Origin of the sequence: Pseudomonas sp. GZD-222 (genome assembly GCF_049310525.1) — a bacterium.
In the GTDB taxonomy this organism is placed as follows: Bacteria; Pseudomonadota; Gammaproteobacteria; order Pseudomonadales; family Pseudomonadaceae; genus Aquipseudomonas.
The window spans coordinates 1-19,472 of the sequence record NZ_JBMOWO010000145.1; the positions used below are offsets into that span (position 1 = coordinate 1).

16 protein-coding genes and 1 riboswitch are annotated in these 19,472 nt (G+C 61.1%); of the genes, 9 read left to right on the forward strand and 7 right to left on the reverse strand.

What is annotated here, in order from left to right:
- Positions 1-70: 70 nt before the first annotated feature.
- The 5 genes from ACO6VD_RS26275 to ACO6VD_RS26295 form a co-directional block, all read right to left on the reverse strand.
- Complete coding sequence (locus ACO6VD_RS26275; RefSeq protein ID WP_010225776.1) at positions 71-658, reverse strand: TMEM165/GDT1 family protein; 588 nt, start codon at positions 656-658, stop codon at positions 71-73.
- A gap of 87 nt (positions 659-745) precedes the next feature.
- Positions 746-867, reverse strand: a riboswitch (yybP-ykoY riboswitch).
- Between the two features lie 38 nt (positions 868-905).
- Positions 906-1,904, reverse strand: a complete 999-nt coding sequence (locus tag ACO6VD_RS26280; protein WP_422422780.1) for a methyltransferase — start codon at positions 1,902-1,904, stop codon at positions 906-908.
- 51 nt (positions 1,905-1,955) lie between these two features.
- The gene (locus ACO6VD_RS26285) at positions 1,956-2,921 is read right to left on the reverse strand and encodes a 2-hydroxyacid dehydrogenase (protein WP_422422781.1); all 966 of its coding nucleotides are present in this window, start codon (positions 2,919-2,921) and stop codon (positions 1,956-1,958) included.
- A gap of 27 nt (positions 2,922-2,948) precedes the next feature.
- On the reverse strand, positions 2,949-3,320 hold the full coding sequence (locus tag ACO6VD_RS26290; protein WP_422422782.1) for a MerR family transcriptional regulator: 372 nt from the start codon (positions 3,318-3,320) through the stop codon (positions 2,949-2,951).
- 13 nt (positions 3,321-3,333) lie between these two features.
- Positions 3,334-3,912, reverse strand: coding sequence for an NAD(P)H-dependent oxidoreductase (locus ACO6VD_RS26295; RefSeq protein WP_422422783.1), 579 nt, complete (start codon positions 3,910-3,912; stop codon positions 3,334-3,336).
- A gap of 142 nt (positions 3,913-4,054) precedes the next feature.
- Between ACO6VD_RS26295 and ACO6VD_RS26300 the strand changes: the two genes are divergently transcribed.
- From ACO6VD_RS26300 to ACO6VD_RS26340, 9 genes are all read left to right on the forward strand, one after another.
- Entirely contained in the window at positions 4,055-4,684 is a 630-nt protein-coding gene (locus ACO6VD_RS26300; RefSeq protein WP_038614684.1) for a LysE family translocator, read from the forward strand.
- 122 nt (positions 4,685-4,806) lie between these two features.
- Complete coding sequence (locus ACO6VD_RS26305) at positions 4,807-6,489, forward strand: fatty acid--CoA ligase (protein WP_422422784.1); 1,683 nt, start codon at positions 4,807-4,809, stop codon at positions 6,487-6,489.
- Positions 6,490-6,822: 333 nt separating this feature from the next.
- The gene (locus tag ACO6VD_RS26310; RefSeq protein ID WP_422422785.1) at positions 6,823-8,706 is read left to right on the forward strand and encodes a DUF1302 domain-containing protein; all 1,884 of its coding nucleotides are present in this window, start codon (positions 6,823-6,825) and stop codon (positions 8,704-8,706) included.
- Positions 8,707-8,733: 27 nt separating this feature from the next.
- The gene (locus tag ACO6VD_RS26315) at positions 8,734-10,098 is read left to right on the forward strand and encodes a DUF1329 domain-containing protein (RefSeq protein WP_422422786.1); all 1,365 of its coding nucleotides are present in this window, start codon (positions 8,734-8,736) and stop codon (positions 10,096-10,098) included.
- Positions 10,099-10,303: 205 nt separating this feature from the next.
- Positions 10,304-13,027, forward strand: coding sequence for a LuxR C-terminal-related transcriptional regulator (locus ACO6VD_RS26320; protein WP_422422787.1), 2,724 nt, complete (start codon positions 10,304-10,306; stop codon positions 13,025-13,027).
- A gap of 75 nt (positions 13,028-13,102) precedes the next feature.
- Entirely contained in the window at positions 13,103-13,687 is a 585-nt protein-coding gene (locus tag ACO6VD_RS26325; protein WP_422422788.1) for an MliC family protein, read from the forward strand.
- 80 nt (positions 13,688-13,767) lie between these two features.
- Positions 13,768-14,847, forward strand: a complete 1,080-nt coding sequence (locus ACO6VD_RS26330; RefSeq protein ID WP_422422789.1) for a diguanylate cyclase domain-containing protein — start codon at positions 13,768-13,770, stop codon at positions 14,845-14,847.
- An 81-nt stretch (positions 14,848-14,928) separates the two neighbouring features.
- The gene (locus ACO6VD_RS26335) at positions 14,929-16,536 is read left to right on the forward strand and encodes a response regulator (RefSeq protein ID WP_422422790.1); all 1,608 of its coding nucleotides are present in this window, start codon (positions 14,929-14,931) and stop codon (positions 16,534-16,536) included.
- Complete coding sequence (locus ACO6VD_RS26340) at positions 16,533-17,225, forward strand: sensor histidine kinase (RefSeq protein ID WP_422422791.1); 693 nt, start codon at positions 16,533-16,535, stop codon at positions 17,223-17,225. The genes ACO6VD_RS26335 and ACO6VD_RS26340 overlap by 4 nt, the downstream gene beginning before the upstream one ends.
- Before the next feature lie 77 nt (positions 17,226-17,302).
- Here the strand turns inward: ACO6VD_RS26340 and ACO6VD_RS26345 are convergent, their stop codons facing one another.
- Together ACO6VD_RS26345 and ACO6VD_RS26350 are read right to left on the reverse strand one after the other, a co-directional pair.
- Positions 17,303-18,976 carry a type VI lipase adapter Tla3 domain-containing protein gene (locus ACO6VD_RS26345; RefSeq protein WP_422422792.1) on the reverse strand — a complete coding sequence of 558 codons (1,674 nt, stop codon included), beginning with the start codon at positions 18,974-18,976 and terminating at the stop codon, positions 17,303-17,305.
- The coding region (locus ACO6VD_RS26350) for an effector protein Tle3 domain-containing protein (RefSeq protein ID WP_422422793.1) at positions 18,973-19,472 on the reverse strand (500 nt) is incomplete at its 5' end. The genes ACO6VD_RS26345 and ACO6VD_RS26350, both read right to left, overlap by 4 nt.

Sequence of the window (19,472 nt, forward strand, 5' to 3'; positions counted from 1 at the left end):
TGGGGGGGAAATCTCTTTCCCGCGGGGGGGTGGGGGTTGGGGGGGGAGGGGGCTTGCCCCGCGATCATGTCTAGCCTATCCAGCCACTGACCTGCATCGCCGAGTACACCGCCACGGCGGCCAATACGAAGAACGCGGCCGAAGCCAGGCGACGGATCAGGGTCAATGGCAGTTTCTCGGCGGCAAAGTTGCCCGCCAGTACCACCGGCACGTTCGCAATCAACATGCCCAGGGTGGTGCCGATAATGACCATGATCAGGTGCGGATACTGGGCAGCCAGCATTACCGTGGCGACCTGGGTCTTGTCACCGATTTCGGCGATGAAGAACGCAATCAGGGTCGTCAGGAACGGGCCGAAGCGCCGGGCGGTACTGGCCTCGTCGTCATCCATCTTGTCCGGGATCAGCGTCCACAAAGCGGTGGCAGCAAAGCTGGCGGCGAGGATCCAGTGCAGGGTAGCGGCGGAGAAGAAGGTGCTGACCCAGGCACCGACAGCACCGGCAGCGGCGTGGTTGGCCAGGGTCGCGGCGATGATGCCGGCGATGATCGGCCAGGGCTTGCGAAAGCGGGCGGCGAGGATGAGCGCGAGCAATTGGGTCTTGTCGCCAATTTCGGCGAGAGCGACGATCGCAGTCGGGACGAGCAATGATTCCAGCATCAGGATTCCTACGGGGGCGGGTCGACACGGCTATGACACGTACAGCCTTCCCGCCCCGGGTAAGGTGTTCGTGTCATAGGTCTTGTCAAACCCTGGGTCCGTCTGTGCGGACCGTGGGTCGCACGCGCCATGGTCTGTTGACCAAGTATGTTGACGCGTACCGGGCGAGCTGGGCGCTCGCGGGAGACTACTCCCCTAGGACGGAGCGGATTCTGCCTAGGCAAATCCGTTTCGGCAAGCGCTGATTTTAACCGCGTGTTGCCTGGTAGATCTTGAAGCCTTGTCCTTCGGCGCGTACCCGGCAGTTGCCGAGGGCGCCTTCGATGAGCGGTTGGTAACGCAGGAAGCTGTTGGCAACCAGGCGAAGTTCGCCACCTTTTCTCAGATGATCGACTGATTTTTTCAGCAGGTTTTCCGAGGCCTGGTAATTGGTGTGCACGCCGGTGTGGAACGGCGGGTTGCTCAGGATCACCTCCAGATCGCGCGGGGCGGCATCAATGCCATCGCCGCAGATGACCTCACCTTCCAGACCATTGGCGGCCAGGGTCAGGCGGCTGCTGGCGACCGCAAAGGCGTCGACATCAAGCAGGGTGATCCGGCTTTGTGGATAACGGCGCTTGATCGCCGCACCGAGCACGCCGGCACCACAACCAAAGTCCAGCACATGGCCAACCGGCAGTTGATCCAGATTTTCCAGCAGCAGGGCGCTGCCGCGATCCAGGCGACCATGACTGAACACACCCGGCAGGCTGACGACCTTCAGCGGCCCTTCAGCCTGTTCCAGTTCAAAGTGCTCGGCCAGGCTTTCCAGTGGTTTGGCCGCAGGCGCGTGTTCTACGGTGACCTGCCACAGCTGGCAGTGGCGGGCACTGTCGAGCTTGCGCGGTTTGCCAAAGGCATGCAGCTGTTTTGCCGCGCCCTCGATGCCGCCGCGCTTTTCCCCGACCAGGTACAGCTCCCGTCCGCCCAGGCGCGAGGCCAGGGCATTGAGCAGGTAGTTGGCCAGGTCGCGGGACTTGGGCAGGAACAGCACGGCCGCCTCGAAGCCCTGAGCGGGCGCTTCTACGCCGAAATGGCTGCGGCCGGCAAAGCGGGCGTCGAGCGCCGCCTGATCGCCCGCGTGCCAGCTCCAGCCGTGGGCTGCTGGCAGCTTGCCGAGCAGGTCGTCGGCAGGCAGGCCGGCGAGCAACAGCGAGCCCTGGAAAAACTCTGCCTGACGAAGCAACACTTCACTGCGCGGGTCCATGGATGGCGGCTCCTGAAAAAAGTGGCGCAGTTTATCAGAGCCAGGCCTGGCTTAGCCGACCTGTCGGCGCGGGCTGCCGGCAAAAAAGGCTTCGGCGTTCTCGCTCAACTGCTCGACGATACGCTGGCGCGATTCCACTGCACCCCAGGCGCTGTGAGGGGTGATGATCAGGCGCGGAATATCGTCGGCCAGTAACGGGTTGCCATTGACCGGTGGCTCGGCGCTCAACACGTCGGTGGCGGCCCCGCCCAGATGACCGGCACGCAAGGTGTCAGCCAGGGCCTGTTCGTCGATCAAGCCGCCACGGGCAGTGTTGATGACGAAGGCGCCAGGCTTGAGCAGGGCCAGCTCCTGCGCACCGATCAGGTTGCGAGTGTGCTCGTTGAGCGGGCAGTGCAACGTCAGGGCATCGACTTGCGGGAGCAGTTCATCCAGTGGCAAGCGGTCTTCGCGAGGCGGGCGTCCGGGCAACTGCCCAAGCAGCACGCGCATGCCGAAGGCTTCGGCCAGGCGCGCCACAGCCCCGCCCAGCTCTCCATAACCGAGCATGCCGAGGGTTTTGCCCTCAAGTTCGACGATGGGGAAATCCAGCAGACAGAACTGTTTGGCCTTGGCCCACTGGCCGTCGGCAACGGCTTGCTGGTAGTCCGGCAGGCGCGTGGCCAGCGCCAGAAGCAGCGCCAGGGTGTGCTGGGCAACCGAAGGAGTGCCGTATCCCTGGCAGTTGCTGACCACGATGCCTTGGGCCCGTGCCGCCTGCAGGTCGACGTTGTTGGTGCCGGTGGCGGCCACCAGGATCAGTTTCAGGACGGGGCAGGCGGCCAGGGTGCTGGCGTCGATCATCACCTTGTTGCTGATGGCCACGGTCGCGCCCTGCAAGCGTTCCGCCACCTGCTCGGGGCTGGTCGCCGGGTACAGTTGCAGCGCGTCGAAGCAGGCGCGCAGGCGGTCTAGGCTGAGGTCGCCGAGGTCCAGGGAGTGATGGTCGAGGAACACAGCGTGGCGAGGGACGGACATGGAAGCTCCAGTGAATGACGGTAGGGCTCAGGTCGGGTAAGTGAAGCAATCGTAACGAGTCTGTTCGAGGCTGGTTTCAAAGGCCAGCAGGCTCTGCTGTTGCTGCTGCAGGTCCGCTATTTGTGCCTGCAACTGGGCCTTGCGGGTGGTTACGGCCTGGCGGATGCGCGCCAGCGGCAGCTCACCGGGGCCGTTGTCGCGGACCATTGCCTGCATCTGCTTGAGGCTGAACCCCAGCTTTTGTGCGCATTTGATCAGGCTTACCAGCGCAACGCTCTGTTGATCATAGATGCGATAGCTGCCCTGACGCTTCGGTTCGGGCAACAGGCCGATCTTCTCGTAGTGGCGGATGCACTTGATCGTGGCGCCGGACAGTTGAGCCGCTTTGCCAATGTACATCGAAAGTCCTTTTTTACCTGGCGCTGGCCAGCCTGCGTACCCGCTGCAGCCAGGCCTCGCGTTGCGCCGTGTTCGAGCTGATGATGGGACCAAACGTTAACGTCTTTTGCGGCCTGATTCCACAAAAGCCCAGGGTGGTGCGACGCATCTGTTCCAGGCCCGGCATGCGGTACACCCAGCGGTAATACCAGGGCGGCGTATCCATGCACACCAGCAGGTCGGCGCTGCGGCCTTTGAGCAGTTGCTCGGGGAAGGGCGAGTCGCTGCGGTACTTGAAGGCAAAGCCGGGGAGCAGCACGCGGTCGAAAAAGCCCTTCATCAGCGCTGGTATCCCGCCCCACCAGATCGGGAACACGAACACCAGGTGTTCTGCCCAGCGGATCAGCGACTGCGCGTGTTGAAGGTCGGGCTCCAGGGGCTGAACGCGCGGGTAGCCGTCGCGCAGCACCGGATCGAAGTCCAGTGCGCCCAGCTCCAGCACCTGAACGTCATGACCAACGGCGCGGGCACTGGCGACATAGGCGCTGCTCAAGGCAGCGGAGAAGCTCCGGTTCGAGGGGTGGCCGAGAACCACCAGTACACGTTTGTTCATGGAGGGCTGCTCTGTCGTGCAAAGCGCCCAGGCTAGCGGTTGTCCCTAAGGGGAGAGTCAAGCCTCCCACTGGTTGTTACTGGGTGTGTCTAGGGCGTAATGTACGGGTCTCTGATTTCACCCACTGCCGCAAGGAGCCCCCATGTATTGGGCTGAATTTCTCACTGTTGCCTTGATTCACCTGCTGGCCGTGGCCAGCCCCGGTCCTGATTTCGCCGTGGTAGTACGCGAAAGCGTCACCCATGGGCGCCGTGCCGGCACCTGGACGGCCTTTGGCGTGGGCATGGCGATCTTCCTGCATGTAGGCTATTCGCTGCTGGGTATCGGCCTGATCGTGTCGCAGTCGATTGTGTTGTTCAACGCGCTCAAATGGCTGGCGGCAGCCTATTTGCTCTATATCGGTTTCAAGGCGCTGCGCGCAGGTCCGGCCGCGCCGGGCAGCGACACCGTGCAGGCGTCGACGGTCGAGCGCACGCCGCGGGCAGCGTTTGTCGCAGGCTTCATGACCAACGGTCTGAACCCCAAGGCCACGCTGTTCTTCCTGTCGTTGTTCACCGTGGTGATCAACCCGCATACGCCGCTGGCCATCCAGGCCGGTTACGGCGTCTACCTGGCCGCTGCTACCGGTCTGTGGTTCTGCCTGGTGGCCATGCTGTTCAGCCAGCAGCGCGTGCGCGCCGGCTTTGCCCGTATGGGGCACTGGTTCGATCGCACCATGGGCGCGGTTCTGATTGCCCTCGGGGTGAAAATCGCCTTCACCGAAATGCATTGATGGCTATTTGCCCTTAGGCTCTACCCGGTCAAATCATTCCTTTGGCTGATTTGGCCGGCGTTGTGGCGTTCTAGAGTGGGTCATGTCTTGACCCGCCCGTGCACTCTAGAAAAGGGACTCCCATGCTACAGACTCGTATCATTCCTCCTGCCGAAGGTGCTTATCAGTTTCCACTGTTGATCAAGCGCTTGCTGATGTCTGGCAGCCGCTACGAGAAAACCCGCGAAATCGTCTATCGCGACAAGTTGCGCTACAACTACCTGACGCTCAACGAGCGCATCGCGCGCCTGGCCAACGTACTGACCGAGGCCGGCGTCAAAGCCGGTGACACCGTGGCGGTGATGGACTGGGACAGCCACCGCTATCTGGAATGCATGTTTGCCATTCCGATGATCGGCGCGGTGGTGCACACCATCAACGTGCGCCTGTCGCCCGAGCAGATCCTCTACACCATGAATCACGCCGACGACCGCTTTGTGCTGGTCAACAGCGATTTCGTCGGCCTGTACCAGTCCATCGCCGGGCAACTGACCACGGTGGAGAAAACCCTGTTGCTGACTGACGGCGAGGCCAAGACCGCCGAGCTGCCGAACCTGGTCGGCGAGTATGAACAACTGCTGGCTGCAGCCAGCCCCGCCTATGACTTTCCCGATTTCGATGAGAACTCGGTAGCCACCACGTTCTACACCACCGGCACCACCGGTAACCCCAAAGGTGTGTACTTCACCCATCGGCAACTGGTGCTGCACACCCTGGCCGCCGCTTCGGTGACCGGCAGTATCGACAGTGTGCGACTGCTGGGCAGTAACGATGTGTACATGCCGATCACGCCGATGTTCCACGTGCATGCGTGGGGCATTCCCTATGTGGCGACCATGCTCGGGGTCAAGCAGGTCTACCCTGGGCGCTACGAGCCGGAGATGCTCTGCGAGCTATGGCGCAAGGAAAAGGTCACCTTCTCCCATTGCGTACCGACCATCCTGCAGATGCTGCTCAACGCCAAAGGCGCGCAAACCCAGGACTTCGGCGGCTGGAAGATCATCATTGGCGGCAGCGCACTGAACCGTGCCCTGTACGAGGCCGCCAAAGCCCATGGCATCCAGTTGACAGCGGCTTACGGCATGTCCGAAACCTGTCCGCTGGTGTCCTGCGCTCACCTTAACGAGGAGCTGCTGGCGGGTAGCGAGGATGAATGCATCACCTACCGGATCAAGGCCGGGGTGCCGGTGCCATTGGTGGAAACGGCGATTGTCGATGCTGAGGGTAACTTCCTCCCGACCGATGGCGAAACCCAGGGAGAGCTGGTGCTGCGCGCACCCTGGCTGACCATGGGCTACTTCCGCGAGCCGGAGAAGGGCGCCGAACTCTGGCAGGGCGGCTGGTTGCACACCGGTGATGTAGCGACCCTCGACAGCATGGGCGTGATCGATATTCGCGACCGCATCAAGGATGTGATCAAAACCGGCGGTGAATGGATATCTTCGCTGGAGCTTGAAGACCTGATCAGCCGTCATCCGGCGATACGCGAGGTCGCGGTGGTCGGGGTCGCTGACCCGCAGTGGGGCGAGCGACCATTTGCCCTGCTGGTGGTGCATGAAAATCAGAATGTCGATGCCAAAGCGCTGAAGGAGCACCTCAAGCCTTTCGTCGAACTTGGGCACATCAACAAGTGGGCAATTCCCAGTCAGATTGCCCTTGTTACTGAAATTCCCAAGACCAGCGTCGGCAAGCTCGACAAGAAGCGCATCCGCCTGGACATCACTCAATGGCAGGCCAGTAACAGCACGTTCCTCTCAACCCTGTAATGCGCGGCGGGTCGTGCCCAATCGGGTGCGACCCGCAGGCTAGACGCATCAGGCCTTGCCAAATGACATTTTTCAGCCATTCTTCCCCCTGCCGGCAACGTGGCCAGTTCACAAAGCCGTGCCTCAGGGGCTGACATGCAAATCACACTTTAGAGGGATCTAGCACCAGTACCTGCTGGCTATAGTCGGGTCAGGGGATTTTCAGGAACGGGGGGAGCACATGAATGTGCCAGCTTACTTGCTCGACGCTTCGTGTGCGCTCACACCGGTCGACCAAGGCGTTTCTGCAAAGGACTCACTGCCATAAAAATAAAAGTACATGGAGTAGCGTCGATGACATCAGCAAATCTGTTCTGGCGCCGGGCAAAACTGCCCCTGGCTGTCAGCCTCGCTTCTACGCTCGCCGGTCCTGCATTCGGCGTCAGTTTCAATATCGGTGAAATCGAAGGTTCGTTTGACTCGTCGCTGTCGGTGGGCGCGAGCTGGTCGACGGCCAAGCCGAATCAGAACCTGATTGGCGTCAACAACGGCGGCAAAGGTCTGTCGCAGACCTCCGACGACGGCCACCTGAACTTCAAGCGCGGTGAGACCTTCTCGAAAATCTTCAAGGGCATCCATGATCTGGAGCTCAAGTACGGCGACACCGGTGTGTTCGTGCGTGGCAAGTACTGGTACGACTTCGAACTCAAGGATGAACACCGCGAGTTCAAGGACATCAGCGATTCCAACCGCAAAGAGGGCGCCAAGTCCGCCGGTGGGCAGATTCTCGACGCCTTCGTCTATCACAACTACTCCATCGCCGATCAGCCGGGTTCGGTGCGTCTGGGCAAGCAGGTGGTCAGCTGGGGTGAAAGTACCTTCATCGGCGGCGGTATCAACTCGATCAACCCGATCGACGTTGCCGCCTTCCGCCGTCCTGGCGCCGAGGTCAAGGAAGGCCTGATTCCGGTCAACATGTTCTATGTGTCCCAGAGCCTGACCGACAACCTGTCGGCCGAAGCTTTCTACCAGATCGAATGGGACCAGACGGTCGTCGACAACTGCGGTACCTTCTTCTCCCAGCCTGACGTCATCGCCGATGGCTGTACCGACAACCTGCGCTTGCTCAACAGTAGCCGCAGCCTGCCACCACAGGCACTGGGTTTCCTCAGGCAGCAGGGCGTCGACATCAACACCGAAGGTGTGAAGGTCGACCGTGGCGCGGATCGCGATGCACGTGACAGTGGTCAGTTCGGTGTGGCCATGCGCTACATGTTCGAGCCGCTGGATACCGAGTTTGGCGCTTACTTCATGAACTACCACAGCCGTGCGCCGATTTTCAGTGCCACCGGCGCTGCGCCGTCGGTCTATGCCGGTCTGCGCAATCTGCCGCCAGCATTGCAGGCGCTGGCGCCGCTGATTGTCGCCGGTAATTCGCAGTACTTCGTCGAGTACCCGGAAGACATCCGCCTGTACGGCCTGAGCTTCTCCACCACCCTGCCTACCGGTACTGCGTGGAGCGGCGAACTGAGCTACCGGCCTAACGCGCCGGTCCAGCTCAACACCACCGATATCCTCTACTCCGGTGTTACGCCGATCCCGGGCCTGGGCAACGCGTCGCTGCTTAAAGGCGTTCCAGGCCAGGACCAGCATGGCTACACCCGTAAGGAAATCACCCAGTTCCAAACGACGCTCACCCACTTCTTCGACCAGGTGATGGGTGCCAGCCGCCTGACCGTTGTCGGTGAAGTCGGTGTTACACACGTTGGCGGCCTGGAGAGCGCGCACAAGATGCGCTATGGCCGCGACCCGGTCTACGGTCCGGGGCCGCTGGAGCCTACTGGCCCGGTGAATACCTGTGAGTTCCTCAACAACCGGACCATTACCGGCGCTGGCAATAACGCTCCTACAACCAACCTCTCGCGCAAATGTGAAAACGACGGCTTTACCACCAGCACCTCCTGGGGTTACCGCGCGCGGGCGATCTGGGACTACAACGACGTGTTCGCCGGGGTCAACCTCAAGCCTAACGTGGCCTGGTCGCATGACGTCTCCGGTTACTCCCCGGGCCCTGGCGGCAACTTCGAGGAAGGGCGCAAGGCAATCAGCCTGGGCCTGGACGCCGAGTACCAGAACACCTACACCACCAGCCTGTCGTACACCAACTTCTTCGACGGCAAGTACACCACTGTGGATGACCGCGATTTCATCGCCCTCAGCTTCGGCGTGAACTTCTAAGAACACGGATTCAGGACGAGCATGAACATGAAAATGACCAAGAATCTGCTGCAAGCCGGTGTATTGGGCCTGTCGCTGCTGGCCACCAGCGTCATGGCGGCGGTGTCCGCCGACGAGGCGGCCAAGCTCGGCACGACCCTGACGCCAATGGGCGCGGAAAAGGCCGGTAACGCCGATGGCTCGATCAGCGCCTGGAAGCCGCTGGCCACCAATGCTGGCGCTGTTGATGCCAAGGGTTTCCTTGCCGACCCGTACGCTAACGAGAAGCCGCTCTACACCATCACCGCGCAGAATGTCGACCAGTACAAGGACAAATTGTCCCCGGGTCAGATCGCGATGCTCAAGCGCTATCCGGACAGCTACAAGATCCCGGTGTACCCGACCCACCGTGGCTCCACCGTGCCGGCTGATGTGTTTGCCGCGATCAAGGAAAACGCCACCAAGACCAACCTGGTCGCTGGCGGCAACGGTCTGGAGAACTTCACCACTGCCGTACCGTTTCCGATTCCGAAAAGCGGTGTCGAGGTGATCTGGAACCACATCACCCGTTATCGCGGCGGCAGCGTGACCCGTCTGGTAACCCAGGCCACGCCGCAAACCAATGGCTCCTACAGTCTGGTGTACTTCCAGGACCAGTTCGTCTTCCGTGACAAGATCAAGGGCTACGATCCGGCCAATCCGGGCAACGTGCTGTTCTACTTCAAGCAGAAAGTAACGGCTCCAGCGCGTCTGGCCGGTACTGTGCTGCTGGTCCACGAGACCCTCGACCAGGTCAAGGAGCCGCGCAAGGCGTGGGTCTACAACGCCGGTCAGCGCCGTGTGCGTCAGGCACCGCAGGTGTCCTACGACGGTCCGGGTACTGCAGCCGATGGCCTGCGTACCTCTGACAACCTGGACATGTTCAACGGTGCACCGGATCGCTACGACTGGAAACTGGAAGGCAAGAAAGAGATGTACATTGCCTCCAACAGCTACAAGCTCGACGACCCGAAACTCAAGTACAGCGACATCATCAAGGCTGGGCACATCAACCAGGACTTGAGCCGTTACGAGCTGCGCCGCGTCTGGCACGTGGTCGCAACCCTGAAGCCGGGTCAGCGTCATATCTACGCCAAGCGTGACTTCTACATCGACGAAGACACCTGGCAGGCCGCAGTGATCGACCAGTACGACGGTCGCGATCAACTGTGGCGCGTTTCCGAGGCCCACTCCCAGGACTATTACAACGTCCAGGTGCCGTGGTACACCCTGGAAGCCATCTACGACCTGCAGTCGGGTCGTTATTTGGCACTGGGCATGAAGAACGAGGAGAAGAAGGCTTACGACTTCGGATTCTCGGCTAGCATTAGCGACTTCCAGCCCGCAGCGCTTCGCCAGGAAGGTGTGCGCTAAGCTTCAAACCTCCGTGTGATCTCCCAGAACGCCCCGGCTTGCCGGGGCGTTTCTGTTTGCGCAGCCTGCCTGGCAAAGGAGTTGTCGCTTTTTGTTGTAGTCTTTTTTCCACAAAGCGCGGCAATCATCTTCAAATGTGTGTGCTTAACCGCTAGTCTGCCCTGATCCGTACTGCCGAAGATTCTCTAACTAAAACGAGCCGGCCATGACTGATCTGTCCCGTACGCAAGGGTTCGCCAGCCAGGCCATGAACGTCCTGGAAGGACGCTTCTATCGCCCGCCACTGCCCGAAGGGCACGTGCCGCGTGCGCGATTGTGCCAGCGCTTGCAGTCCGGGCTGGGTGGCCGACTGTTGCTGGTCACCGCGCCAGCGGGTTTCGGCAAGAGTTCCCTGGCGGTGGAGTTCTGTCAGGCCTTGCCCAATCACTGGAGCAGCCTGTGGCTGGGCTTGAGCCGTCGCGACAACGATCCGGGACGTTTCCTCGAACGCCTGCTTGAAGGTCTGCAGCAGTATTGCCCGGCGCTGGGCAATCAGGCCTTGGGCCTGCTCAAGATGCGTCAGCGCCATCAACCCTTTGCCTTTGAAGAATGGCTCGATGGCCTGCTCGATGAGCTGGCCCGTCACCTGCAACCACACAATCCTTTGTTGCTGGTGCTTGATGACTACCATCTGGTCCAGGGCCCGGTGCTCGATCGCTGCTTGCAGTTCTTCCTCAATCACCTGCCGCCAGGACTGGTGCTGCTGGTCACCAGCCGCGTGCGTCCGGACTGGCACCTGGCGCGCCTGCGCCTGTCGCGGCAACTGCTCGAACTCAACGAACAGGATTTACGCCTGACGCCTGACGAGTCGCTGGCGGTGTTGGGTCAGCAGCCCACAGGATTGCGTGGCCAGGCGCTGGACAACCTGATCCAGCGCAGTGACGGCTGGATTGCCGGGTTGCGCTTCTGGCAACTGGCGGCCAGTGAGTCGGGCGCCGACAGCGCGTTACCGCACGCGTTGCATGGTGGCGAGGGGCTGATTCGCGATTACCTGCTCGAAGAAGTGATCGATATCCTGCCGGCCGACGTCCAGGGCTTTCTCAACGACACCGCCTGCCAGGAACGCTTCTGCAGTGAGCTGTGTGACGCACTGCGCGACAGCCATGACAGTGCCGAAATTATCCGTTACCTGCAGGCCCACCAGGTATTTCTGGTGCCACTGGACGAGCACGGGCGCTGGTACCGTTATCACCACCTTTTCTCCGACTTGCTGCGCAGTCGCCAGCCCAGCCTGCCGCTGTCGAGCCTGCACCTGCGCGCCTGCCGTTGGTTCCACAGCCAGGGGCTGCTCGACGAAGCGGTAGAGCAGGCCTTGCGGGCCGGGCACCTGGATGTCGCTGCCAACCTGGTGCAGAACCTTTCCGAAGAGCAACTGCTGGCCGAACAGAACGTCGGCATGTTGCTGCGCTGGAAAATGGATCTGCCTGACAGCCTGCTGATCAGCACACCACGCCTGATTGTGCTGTACAGCTGGGCCTTGGGCCTGGCCGGGCAACTCGATGCCGCCGAAGAACTGGCCAGTCATTTGAGTCACTTCCTGCCGGCGCCTTCGGCGACGGCGCAGAAGTCCATGCTGGCGCAGTGGCTGGCTTTGAGCGGGGTCATTGCCCGTGGCCGTGGCGACCGCGAGCGTACCCGTTCGTGCTGTGTCGAGGCCCTGCGCAGCCTGCCGCAAAAGCGCTATGGCCAGCGCCTGGTGTGCTTGTCGACACTGTCCAACCTGGCCATTGCCGACGCTGATTTCCCGCGGGCGCGCAACTGGAACCGCGAGGCACTGGAGCTGGCCCAACGGGTCGGCAACCCACTATTTGAAGCCTTGGCGCACTACGACCGCGCGCGCGTGCTGCATGCCCGTGGCGAAGTGTTGCGCGCGCTGGAAGAGGTGCGCCAGGGATTGCACCGCTTGCAAGGACTGTCAGCACAACGCTTGTACGCGGCGCGGGCACGCCTGACCTTGTACGAGGGTTATTTGCTGGTCGCGCGTATGCAACCGGATGCCGGCCGCAGCCGCCTGCGTGCCGGCCTGGTCGAGGCGCGGGCCTGTCGCGATATCAGCGTGCTGATCGGCCATTGCGTGATTGCTTCGCTGGAGGGGCGCGAGGGCCGCTTTACCGAAGCCTTCGCCGAACTGGCCGAGGCCGAGCGCTTGATGCATATCTGGGACGTACCGCCGATTTTCTATCTGGCGATGATCACTCTGATCAAATGCGAGCTGTGGCTGGCGCAAGGGCGCATCGATCTGGCCGAGTCCTGGCTGTTGCGCCTGGGCCAGACCTACGGCGGCAAAAAGGCCGCTGCGGCACCGGAGTTTCATCCGTTGTTGCCCCTGCATATCGAGCTGCAACAAGCCTTGCTCGAACGTACCCAGGGACGTTTTGAGCAGGCCGGGCAACGCTTGCAAGCGCTGGTGGAGCGGGGCCAGGCCAGCGGTGGGCACATGCTCTATGTCACCGCGCTGTGCCAATGGCTCGGCTTGCTGCTGGCCAACAAAAGCGAAATGCAGGCCCGCGATTTGCTCTCATTGAGCCTGGAGGCTGCAGGTGGCGGTGCCCTGCAACCGTTCCAGACCTTGCTGCAGGAACATCCGCTGTGGCTGCGCGAACAGTTGCTGATGCAGCCTGCGAGTCCGGTGCAGGTAAGCCTTCTGGCACTGTTGCCAACACCGCAGAGTGCGGAGGTTGCCAGTGGCAGCGGTGAAGCGTTGAGCGCACGGGAGAGGGCGGTGCTGGAATTGATTGCCCAGGGTTGCTCCAATCAGGAAATCAGCGAGCGGTTGTTTATCTCGCTGCATACGGTCAAGACCCATGCCAGCCATATCAACAGCAAGCTGGGAGTCGAGCGCAGGACTCAGGCTGTCGCCCGGGCCAAGGTCCTGGGACTGCTGGCCTGACTCGCAGAGCTGCGGCTGGCGGATGAATTTCTGCTGTACTCTCTGGCAGGACTCATTCTGCTGGAGGCATTACCCATGTTCCGCACGCACACCCAGGTGTTGCTGATTGGCCTGTTATCCACAAGCGCCGTGCTGGCTGCAGAAGGACCATCGTTTTCCTGCGACAAGGCCGAGGGCATGGCTCTGAAAGTGTGCCAGAGCCCGCAACTGAGCAAGCTTGATCGTGACCTGGCGGCCCTTTACCAACGCGTGCTCGGACAAGCCGACAGCGATACGCAAAAGCAGCTCAAGGCAACGCAACGCGGCTGGATCAAGGGCCGCGACGAGTGCTGGAAAGCCAACGATGCTGACGCCTGTATCCGTGAGCAGTACCAGATCCGCCTGGTCAAGCTGCAGATCCAGTCAGGCGCAGTGCAGGTGCCCGCCGCAGTTGAATTTGACTGCGATGACAACAGCAAGCCGTTCACCGCGGTGTTCTACAACCAGCTTGATCCCCAGGCGGCGGTACTCACATTTGGCGATGACCAGACCATCGCTATCGCCCAGCCCGCAGCTAGCGGTAGCAAGTATGGTGCTGACGGGGTCGAGTTCTGGGAGCATCAGGGCGAAGCCAAGGTGAAATGGTACGGCGCAGAGTTGAGCTGCCAGGCGGTGCGTTGAGGCCTGGCCGTTGCCAGGCTTTACGAGGGGCCGCGGATCTAAGATGATGGCTACTCGCTACTATTGTTGAGCGCTTTACCATGACGCAGTTGCTGTACATCGCCGTGCCATGGATCGGCCTGGGTATGCTTTCGATCCTCTGGGTACGTGCGTTGCTGCGCGGGCGTAGCCTCGAACGCCAGTTGCGCGAGTGCCACCAGCATCTTGATGACCTTGGCTTGCGGCCAGCACCGGGTGGTGTTGTGCAGCCGGAAGATATCGTGCGCTACAAGCGCAGCCAGTACTTTGCCCGCATTGGCACCTGGGACTGGGATATCGGTACCGAAACGCTTTATTGGTCCGACGCCATCTACCCCATGTTCGGCTTTCAGGTCGGGGAAATCGTCCCCAGCTATGAGCGCTTCTGCGCCAGTGTGCACCCAGATGACCGCGCTCGGGTCCGGGCCGGTGAACTGCGCTGCATCCAGACCGGTGAAAACCACGACGAAGAGTACCGTGTGGTCTGGCCCGACGGCAGCGTTCGCTGGCTGCGCGAGACCGGCAACGTGGTGTGCAATGATCAGGGTGTGGCGGTGAAAATGATCGGCGTGGTACGCGATGTCACCGAGGAAAAAGCCTGGGCCAATCAACTGCAGAGCCTGGCCCACAATGATGCCCTGACCGGGCTGCCTAATCGCCTGGTGCTTGAACAGCGCCTGGCGCTGGCTCTGGAAAAGGCCCGTGACACCAATACCCGGGTAGCCTTGGCCTTCATTGACCTCAACGACTTCAAAGCGATCAACGACCGCAATGGCCATGCCGTCGGTGACCAGGTGCTGATGTTTACCGCCAAGCGGCTCAAGCAAATGCTGCGCTCGGCCGATACTGTGGCCAGGATCGGTGGCGATGAGTTCGTACTGATCCTTGAAGGGTTTTCACCCGGAATGGGGTTGGAGGAGGAAGTGCGGCTGGTCTGTAGCAATGTGATCGAGTCGCTGGCTTTTCCGATGATCATTTCCGGTGAGCTATTGCAGGTGGGCATCAGCTTGGGTGTCGCGATTTATCCGGATCATGCCGCGGGCATGGACACCCTGATTCACCTTGCGGACCTGGCCATGTATGAAGCCAAGCGCAGTGGTGACAATCAGTTCCGGGTTGCGGCAACCGGAGCCTGTGCCTGACCCCGATTTACCCGCGAAGCCAGCCTGTGGTTGTTGAGGTCTGTGCATCCTTTTTTTTCTTTGCCATGTCAGGTTTCGTGGATGCAGGTCTACAGCCAAAAAAGTTTTCTGATCGTCGATGATTTCTCCGACTTTCGCAGTTCCGCCCGCTCCATGCTGCGTGAGCTGGGCGTCCGTGATGTCGATACGGCCGACAGCGGTGAGCAGGCGCTGCGCATGTGCGCGCAGAAGCGTTATGACTTTATCCTTCAGGATTTCCATCTGGGGGACGGTAAGAAGAACGGCCAGCAAGTGCTGGAAGACCTGATCCTCGACAAGTTGATCAGCCATGAGTGTGTGTTCCTCATGGTCACCGCCGAAACCAGCCAGGCGATTGTCCTCAGTGCCCTGGAACATGAGCCGGATGCCTACCTGACCAAGCCGTTCAACCGCAGCGGGTTGGCCCAGCGCCTGGAGAAACTGGTGCAACGCAAGACGTTGCTCAAGCCGATCCTTCAGGCTCTGGACCGTGGCCGTCCGGCAGAGGTGTTGGCTGCTTGCGCCGAGTTGTGCAAGAAAGACCCGCGGTTTGCGCCGTTGTGTTTGCGTTACCGCGCCGATGCCCTGCGCGACCTGAATCGTTACGACGAACTGGAAAAGTTTCTGACCGCCATTATCTCCAGCCGGGCCACTCCTTGGGCGTACGCTGCCCTGGGCAGCCTGCTGAATAAACGCAATCAGTTTTCCCAGTCCCAGGGCGTGTATGAGCAGGCGCTCAAAGCTTTTCCGCTGATGCCTGGGCTCTACGACGGGCTTGCCGAGGTGCTGATCGCGCAGGGTGAAAACAAGCGCGCCCAGGGCGTGCTGGAAGAGGCGGTACGCCTCTCGCCCCTGGCGGTGCGCCGGCAGATGATGCTGGGCAAGCTGGCGCTGAGCAACGATGACTTCGACACCTCGTCGAAGGCTTATCGGCACGCCGTCAGTCAGGGCCAGAGCTCGCGCTACAAGGATCCGGAGAGCAATTTGGGCCTGGTTCAGGCGTTGATGAACAAGAACGCCGGCAACGGCCTGGATGCGCGCACGCGGGTCGAGATCAACACTGTGCTCAGCGAAGTGGCCAAGGAAAACGTCGAGGACCAGGGCTTGCAGGTGCGTGCACGCTTGATGAAAGCGGCCAGCCTGCAACAGGCCGGTGATGCCGAGACCGCGGCGAAACTGACCGAGCAAGCCATGGCGCGCCTGGACAAGATGGAGCAGTTTTTTTCTGTCGAAGCGGCGTTGGTGGTGGCTACCCAGTTGCAGGCGTTGGGTCAGGAGTCGGCGGGCACTTCGATTCTGAAGAACTGCGTGGAAACCTACGGCGATGACCCCAAGGTGATGCAGAGCGTGTCGCGCCTGACTGACGACCCGACGGTGCTGGGCGCGGTGACTGAAGCCGTCGACCTCAACCGTCAAGGCGTGCGCAGCTACCAGGGCGGCCAGCTCAGTGAAGCGCTGGGGCTGTTCCGGCGTGCCCTGACGCTGCAGCCAAAGAACATCAGTATCGCCCTCAACACCGCTCAGGCATTGTTGCGCATTGGCGGGGAAACGCCGCCGCCGGCAATCATGGACGAATGCCGTGCCTGCCTGACTTGCGTGGCCGGCATCCCTGAAAGTGACAGTCGCTATGACCGTTACCGCAAACTGCATATCCGGGCTTTTGGCGCATGAACCAGGACAATCAGGGGCTGGATTTTTCCACGGTGATCGCCTCCACCGTACATGACATGAAAAACTCTCTGTCGGCCCTGACCCAGGCTCACGGTCAGTGGTTGGCGCGACTTCCAGAGGCCCAGCGCGGTGGCAGCGAGCAGGGGGTGATGGAGCACGAGTTCACCCATCTCAACGGCATGCTGGTGCAGTTGCTGGGGCTGTACAAACTGGGGGTCAACCAGTTGCCGATGTGTCCGGATTACCATGAACTGGAAGACTTCATCGAAGCGCAACTGGCGGCCCAGCAGAACCTGCTCCAGCACCGCGATATCCTCGCCAGCTGGCGCATCGAGACGGCCAGCCCGCTGGGCTTTTTTGACCGCGAGCTGGTGAGCTCAGTGGTTGCCAACATCCTCAACAACGCCATCCGCTATGCCGGTCACACCTTGCTGATTACGGTGAGTGACGAAGACGAGCAACTGCTGTTGAGCATCAATGACGATGGTCCGGGTTTTCCGGCGCGAATGCTCGAACGTCAGCACGATTACGTGCAAGGGATTGAAGCGCAGAGTGGCAGCACCGGGCTGGGGTTGTATTTCGCCGCACGGATTGCGGCGTTGCATGAGCGCAATGGCATCAAGGGACGGATCGAGATCGCCAATGGTGGGGCGTTGGGCGGGGGCTTGTTCAGGCTTTATCTGCCGTAACAGCCCCTTCGGCTTAGACCACCCGCAGGTTTGTGGCGCTGCACCTGCCGCGACATAACCAAGGTAAGCAGGATGACTTATGGTCTGGCTGAAGGCGCGCCGAACATGAACGGATCAACCCCGCGGGTTTCCTGGTTCTTTGCCTTGCGCGCCTGATCCGGAGGCCGGACCATCTGCACGCTCAGGCTGCCGTCCGCGCCGGCATAGACCACGGCGCTGACGCCGCCGTCCTGGTAGCTGGCGATGGTCGCCAGGTTGATCTGCACCAGGGCGCTGCTGACCCCGGTGTTGCCCAGGCGGCGGCCGATGTCGTAGCCCTCGTCGACATTGCCCAGCTCAAGGCCATGGCCATCGGTGTTGAGGGTGTGCAGGGCGTTGGTCAGGGCGATCTCACCATCGGTATTGTCGGTGCTGTCGTAAAACACCCGTACCGGCTGTTCACCTTCGGGCAGGCTTGCCAGGGCTTCGAGCCAACCGGCTTGCAGGGCTTTGGCCCGTAGTGCGGGTTTGAGGCGTTTGCCCTGTTCATCGTGCAGCACGACTTTGATCGGGCGGTGCAGGTAGCCAAGCACTGGCGAGGCGTCGAACTCCTTGAGTTGATGCCGGGCCCAGCGTACCGGTAGCCAGGGCGACGGTTCGAAGTAGCCAGGGCCGCGGTTGCTCAGGGTTTGCCAGAGGCTGGGGAGTTGCGAGTGCCAGTAGGCGGTGGACATGGTGCCGGGGCCTATGGGGTTTTTAGCGCCCTTGAGATGCGCTTCGGCATATTGGTCTTCGAAAGCATTGTCACGGTTCCAGTAAAACGCCCACAACTTGCCCAGGTCGCTGGTTTTGTCCTGGTTGTTTTCCCGTGTGTCGGTGGCATAAGGGCGCAGAAAGCGCTCTACTCGATCCGCACGGGCCACCAGCAAGCCGGTCATGCTTTCGAACACCGAGGGCACGACATGAACATTTTGCAGGCCGGGGGTCCCAGGCACGCGATAGGCACTGCGGGTGACATCGCCGTCCCGGCTGATGATCAACGCCTGCGGCGGCTTGGGGTTGTCATCAAAAAATGCGAACAGCCGCTCGATCATGCCTTGGGCATGGGTGGTGTTCTCGGCGTCCTGCCAGAGAAACAGGGTGACGCCCAGGGTTGCGGCATTGCGACCACCAAGGATGTTGCCGGGGGCCCCCGTTTGTTCCGGCAGCTTGGGTGGGGCGATGGCGAAGGTCGGGATAGGCCAGTAGGCCACGGCGTTGCCGGCCGAGTACTTGAATGCGGCACGAACAGCGGAGGACTGGATAATCTGTCGCGTCGTCACCGAGGCTTTGTAGTCCGTAGCGTCTCGGGAATAGATAGAAGAAAAATTATCGTTTTTGCGCTGAATCAGCTCCCAAATGGACGATTGATGCCAACCATGAACGGCAAGCCCCGTGCCGCGTATTTCCAGCGCATAGGTCCGTTGGTAGGTGGCCCGATGCTCTTCATTCTGGGCCATGACCGTTGCCTTGTAGGCGGCAAGCTCGGCCTTTTCATTGGCTACGGCATTGGCCCACCAGTGCACACCGTAAGCGACTCCTAATACTCCGAGAATACTGGCGACACCCCAGCGCAGGACCGAACCTATGTCATGAATGTTCACGTTATCAACCTGTGCCTTGTAGTCAACGAATCCGACGAAACCGAGCCATGCAGTAGTCAGTACCAGGGCTATCCAGAAATAGCCCTTCAGCTTCGGCCGAGTTCTTGTGTGCTGTTGGCGCTCCCTCACCGGACTGCTCCTTTCTTCACGACGCGCGCGAGCAGCGACGGCGGTTCTAATGACACCTGCTCAGTGGCGGGAAACTTGCCTCGTCGGTAGTACAAGTAACTGTCCGTCACCAGCGCCTGGGACTTGACGTCAAGCCGTGACCAACCGCGAAGACCGATGATCTCGTTGTATCGATCTTCATCCAGCTTCCAATCGGCAATGGCCACCAGCACCTCGCGCATGGACGGGTCGTTGAGGCACTCGGCCTGGCCGATGGCGATGTCCATGGCCGTGACCCAGCGGTGGTTTTCCGGGCTGCGTAGCATGGCCGAGTGATAGCTGTTGGCGTCCCATTCTTTCCGGTCAACCGGCAGACGCGCGCGAACTTCATTGGGCGTTTCTTCGCGTTCGATCCGGTAGTGATCCTGGGTCTTCAACATGGCGTTGCCCGACACCGGGGTCTGGCGTAGCGCGGCGGTCTGGTCCCCAGCCTCCTTGCCGTGGTTCCAGCGTTCGC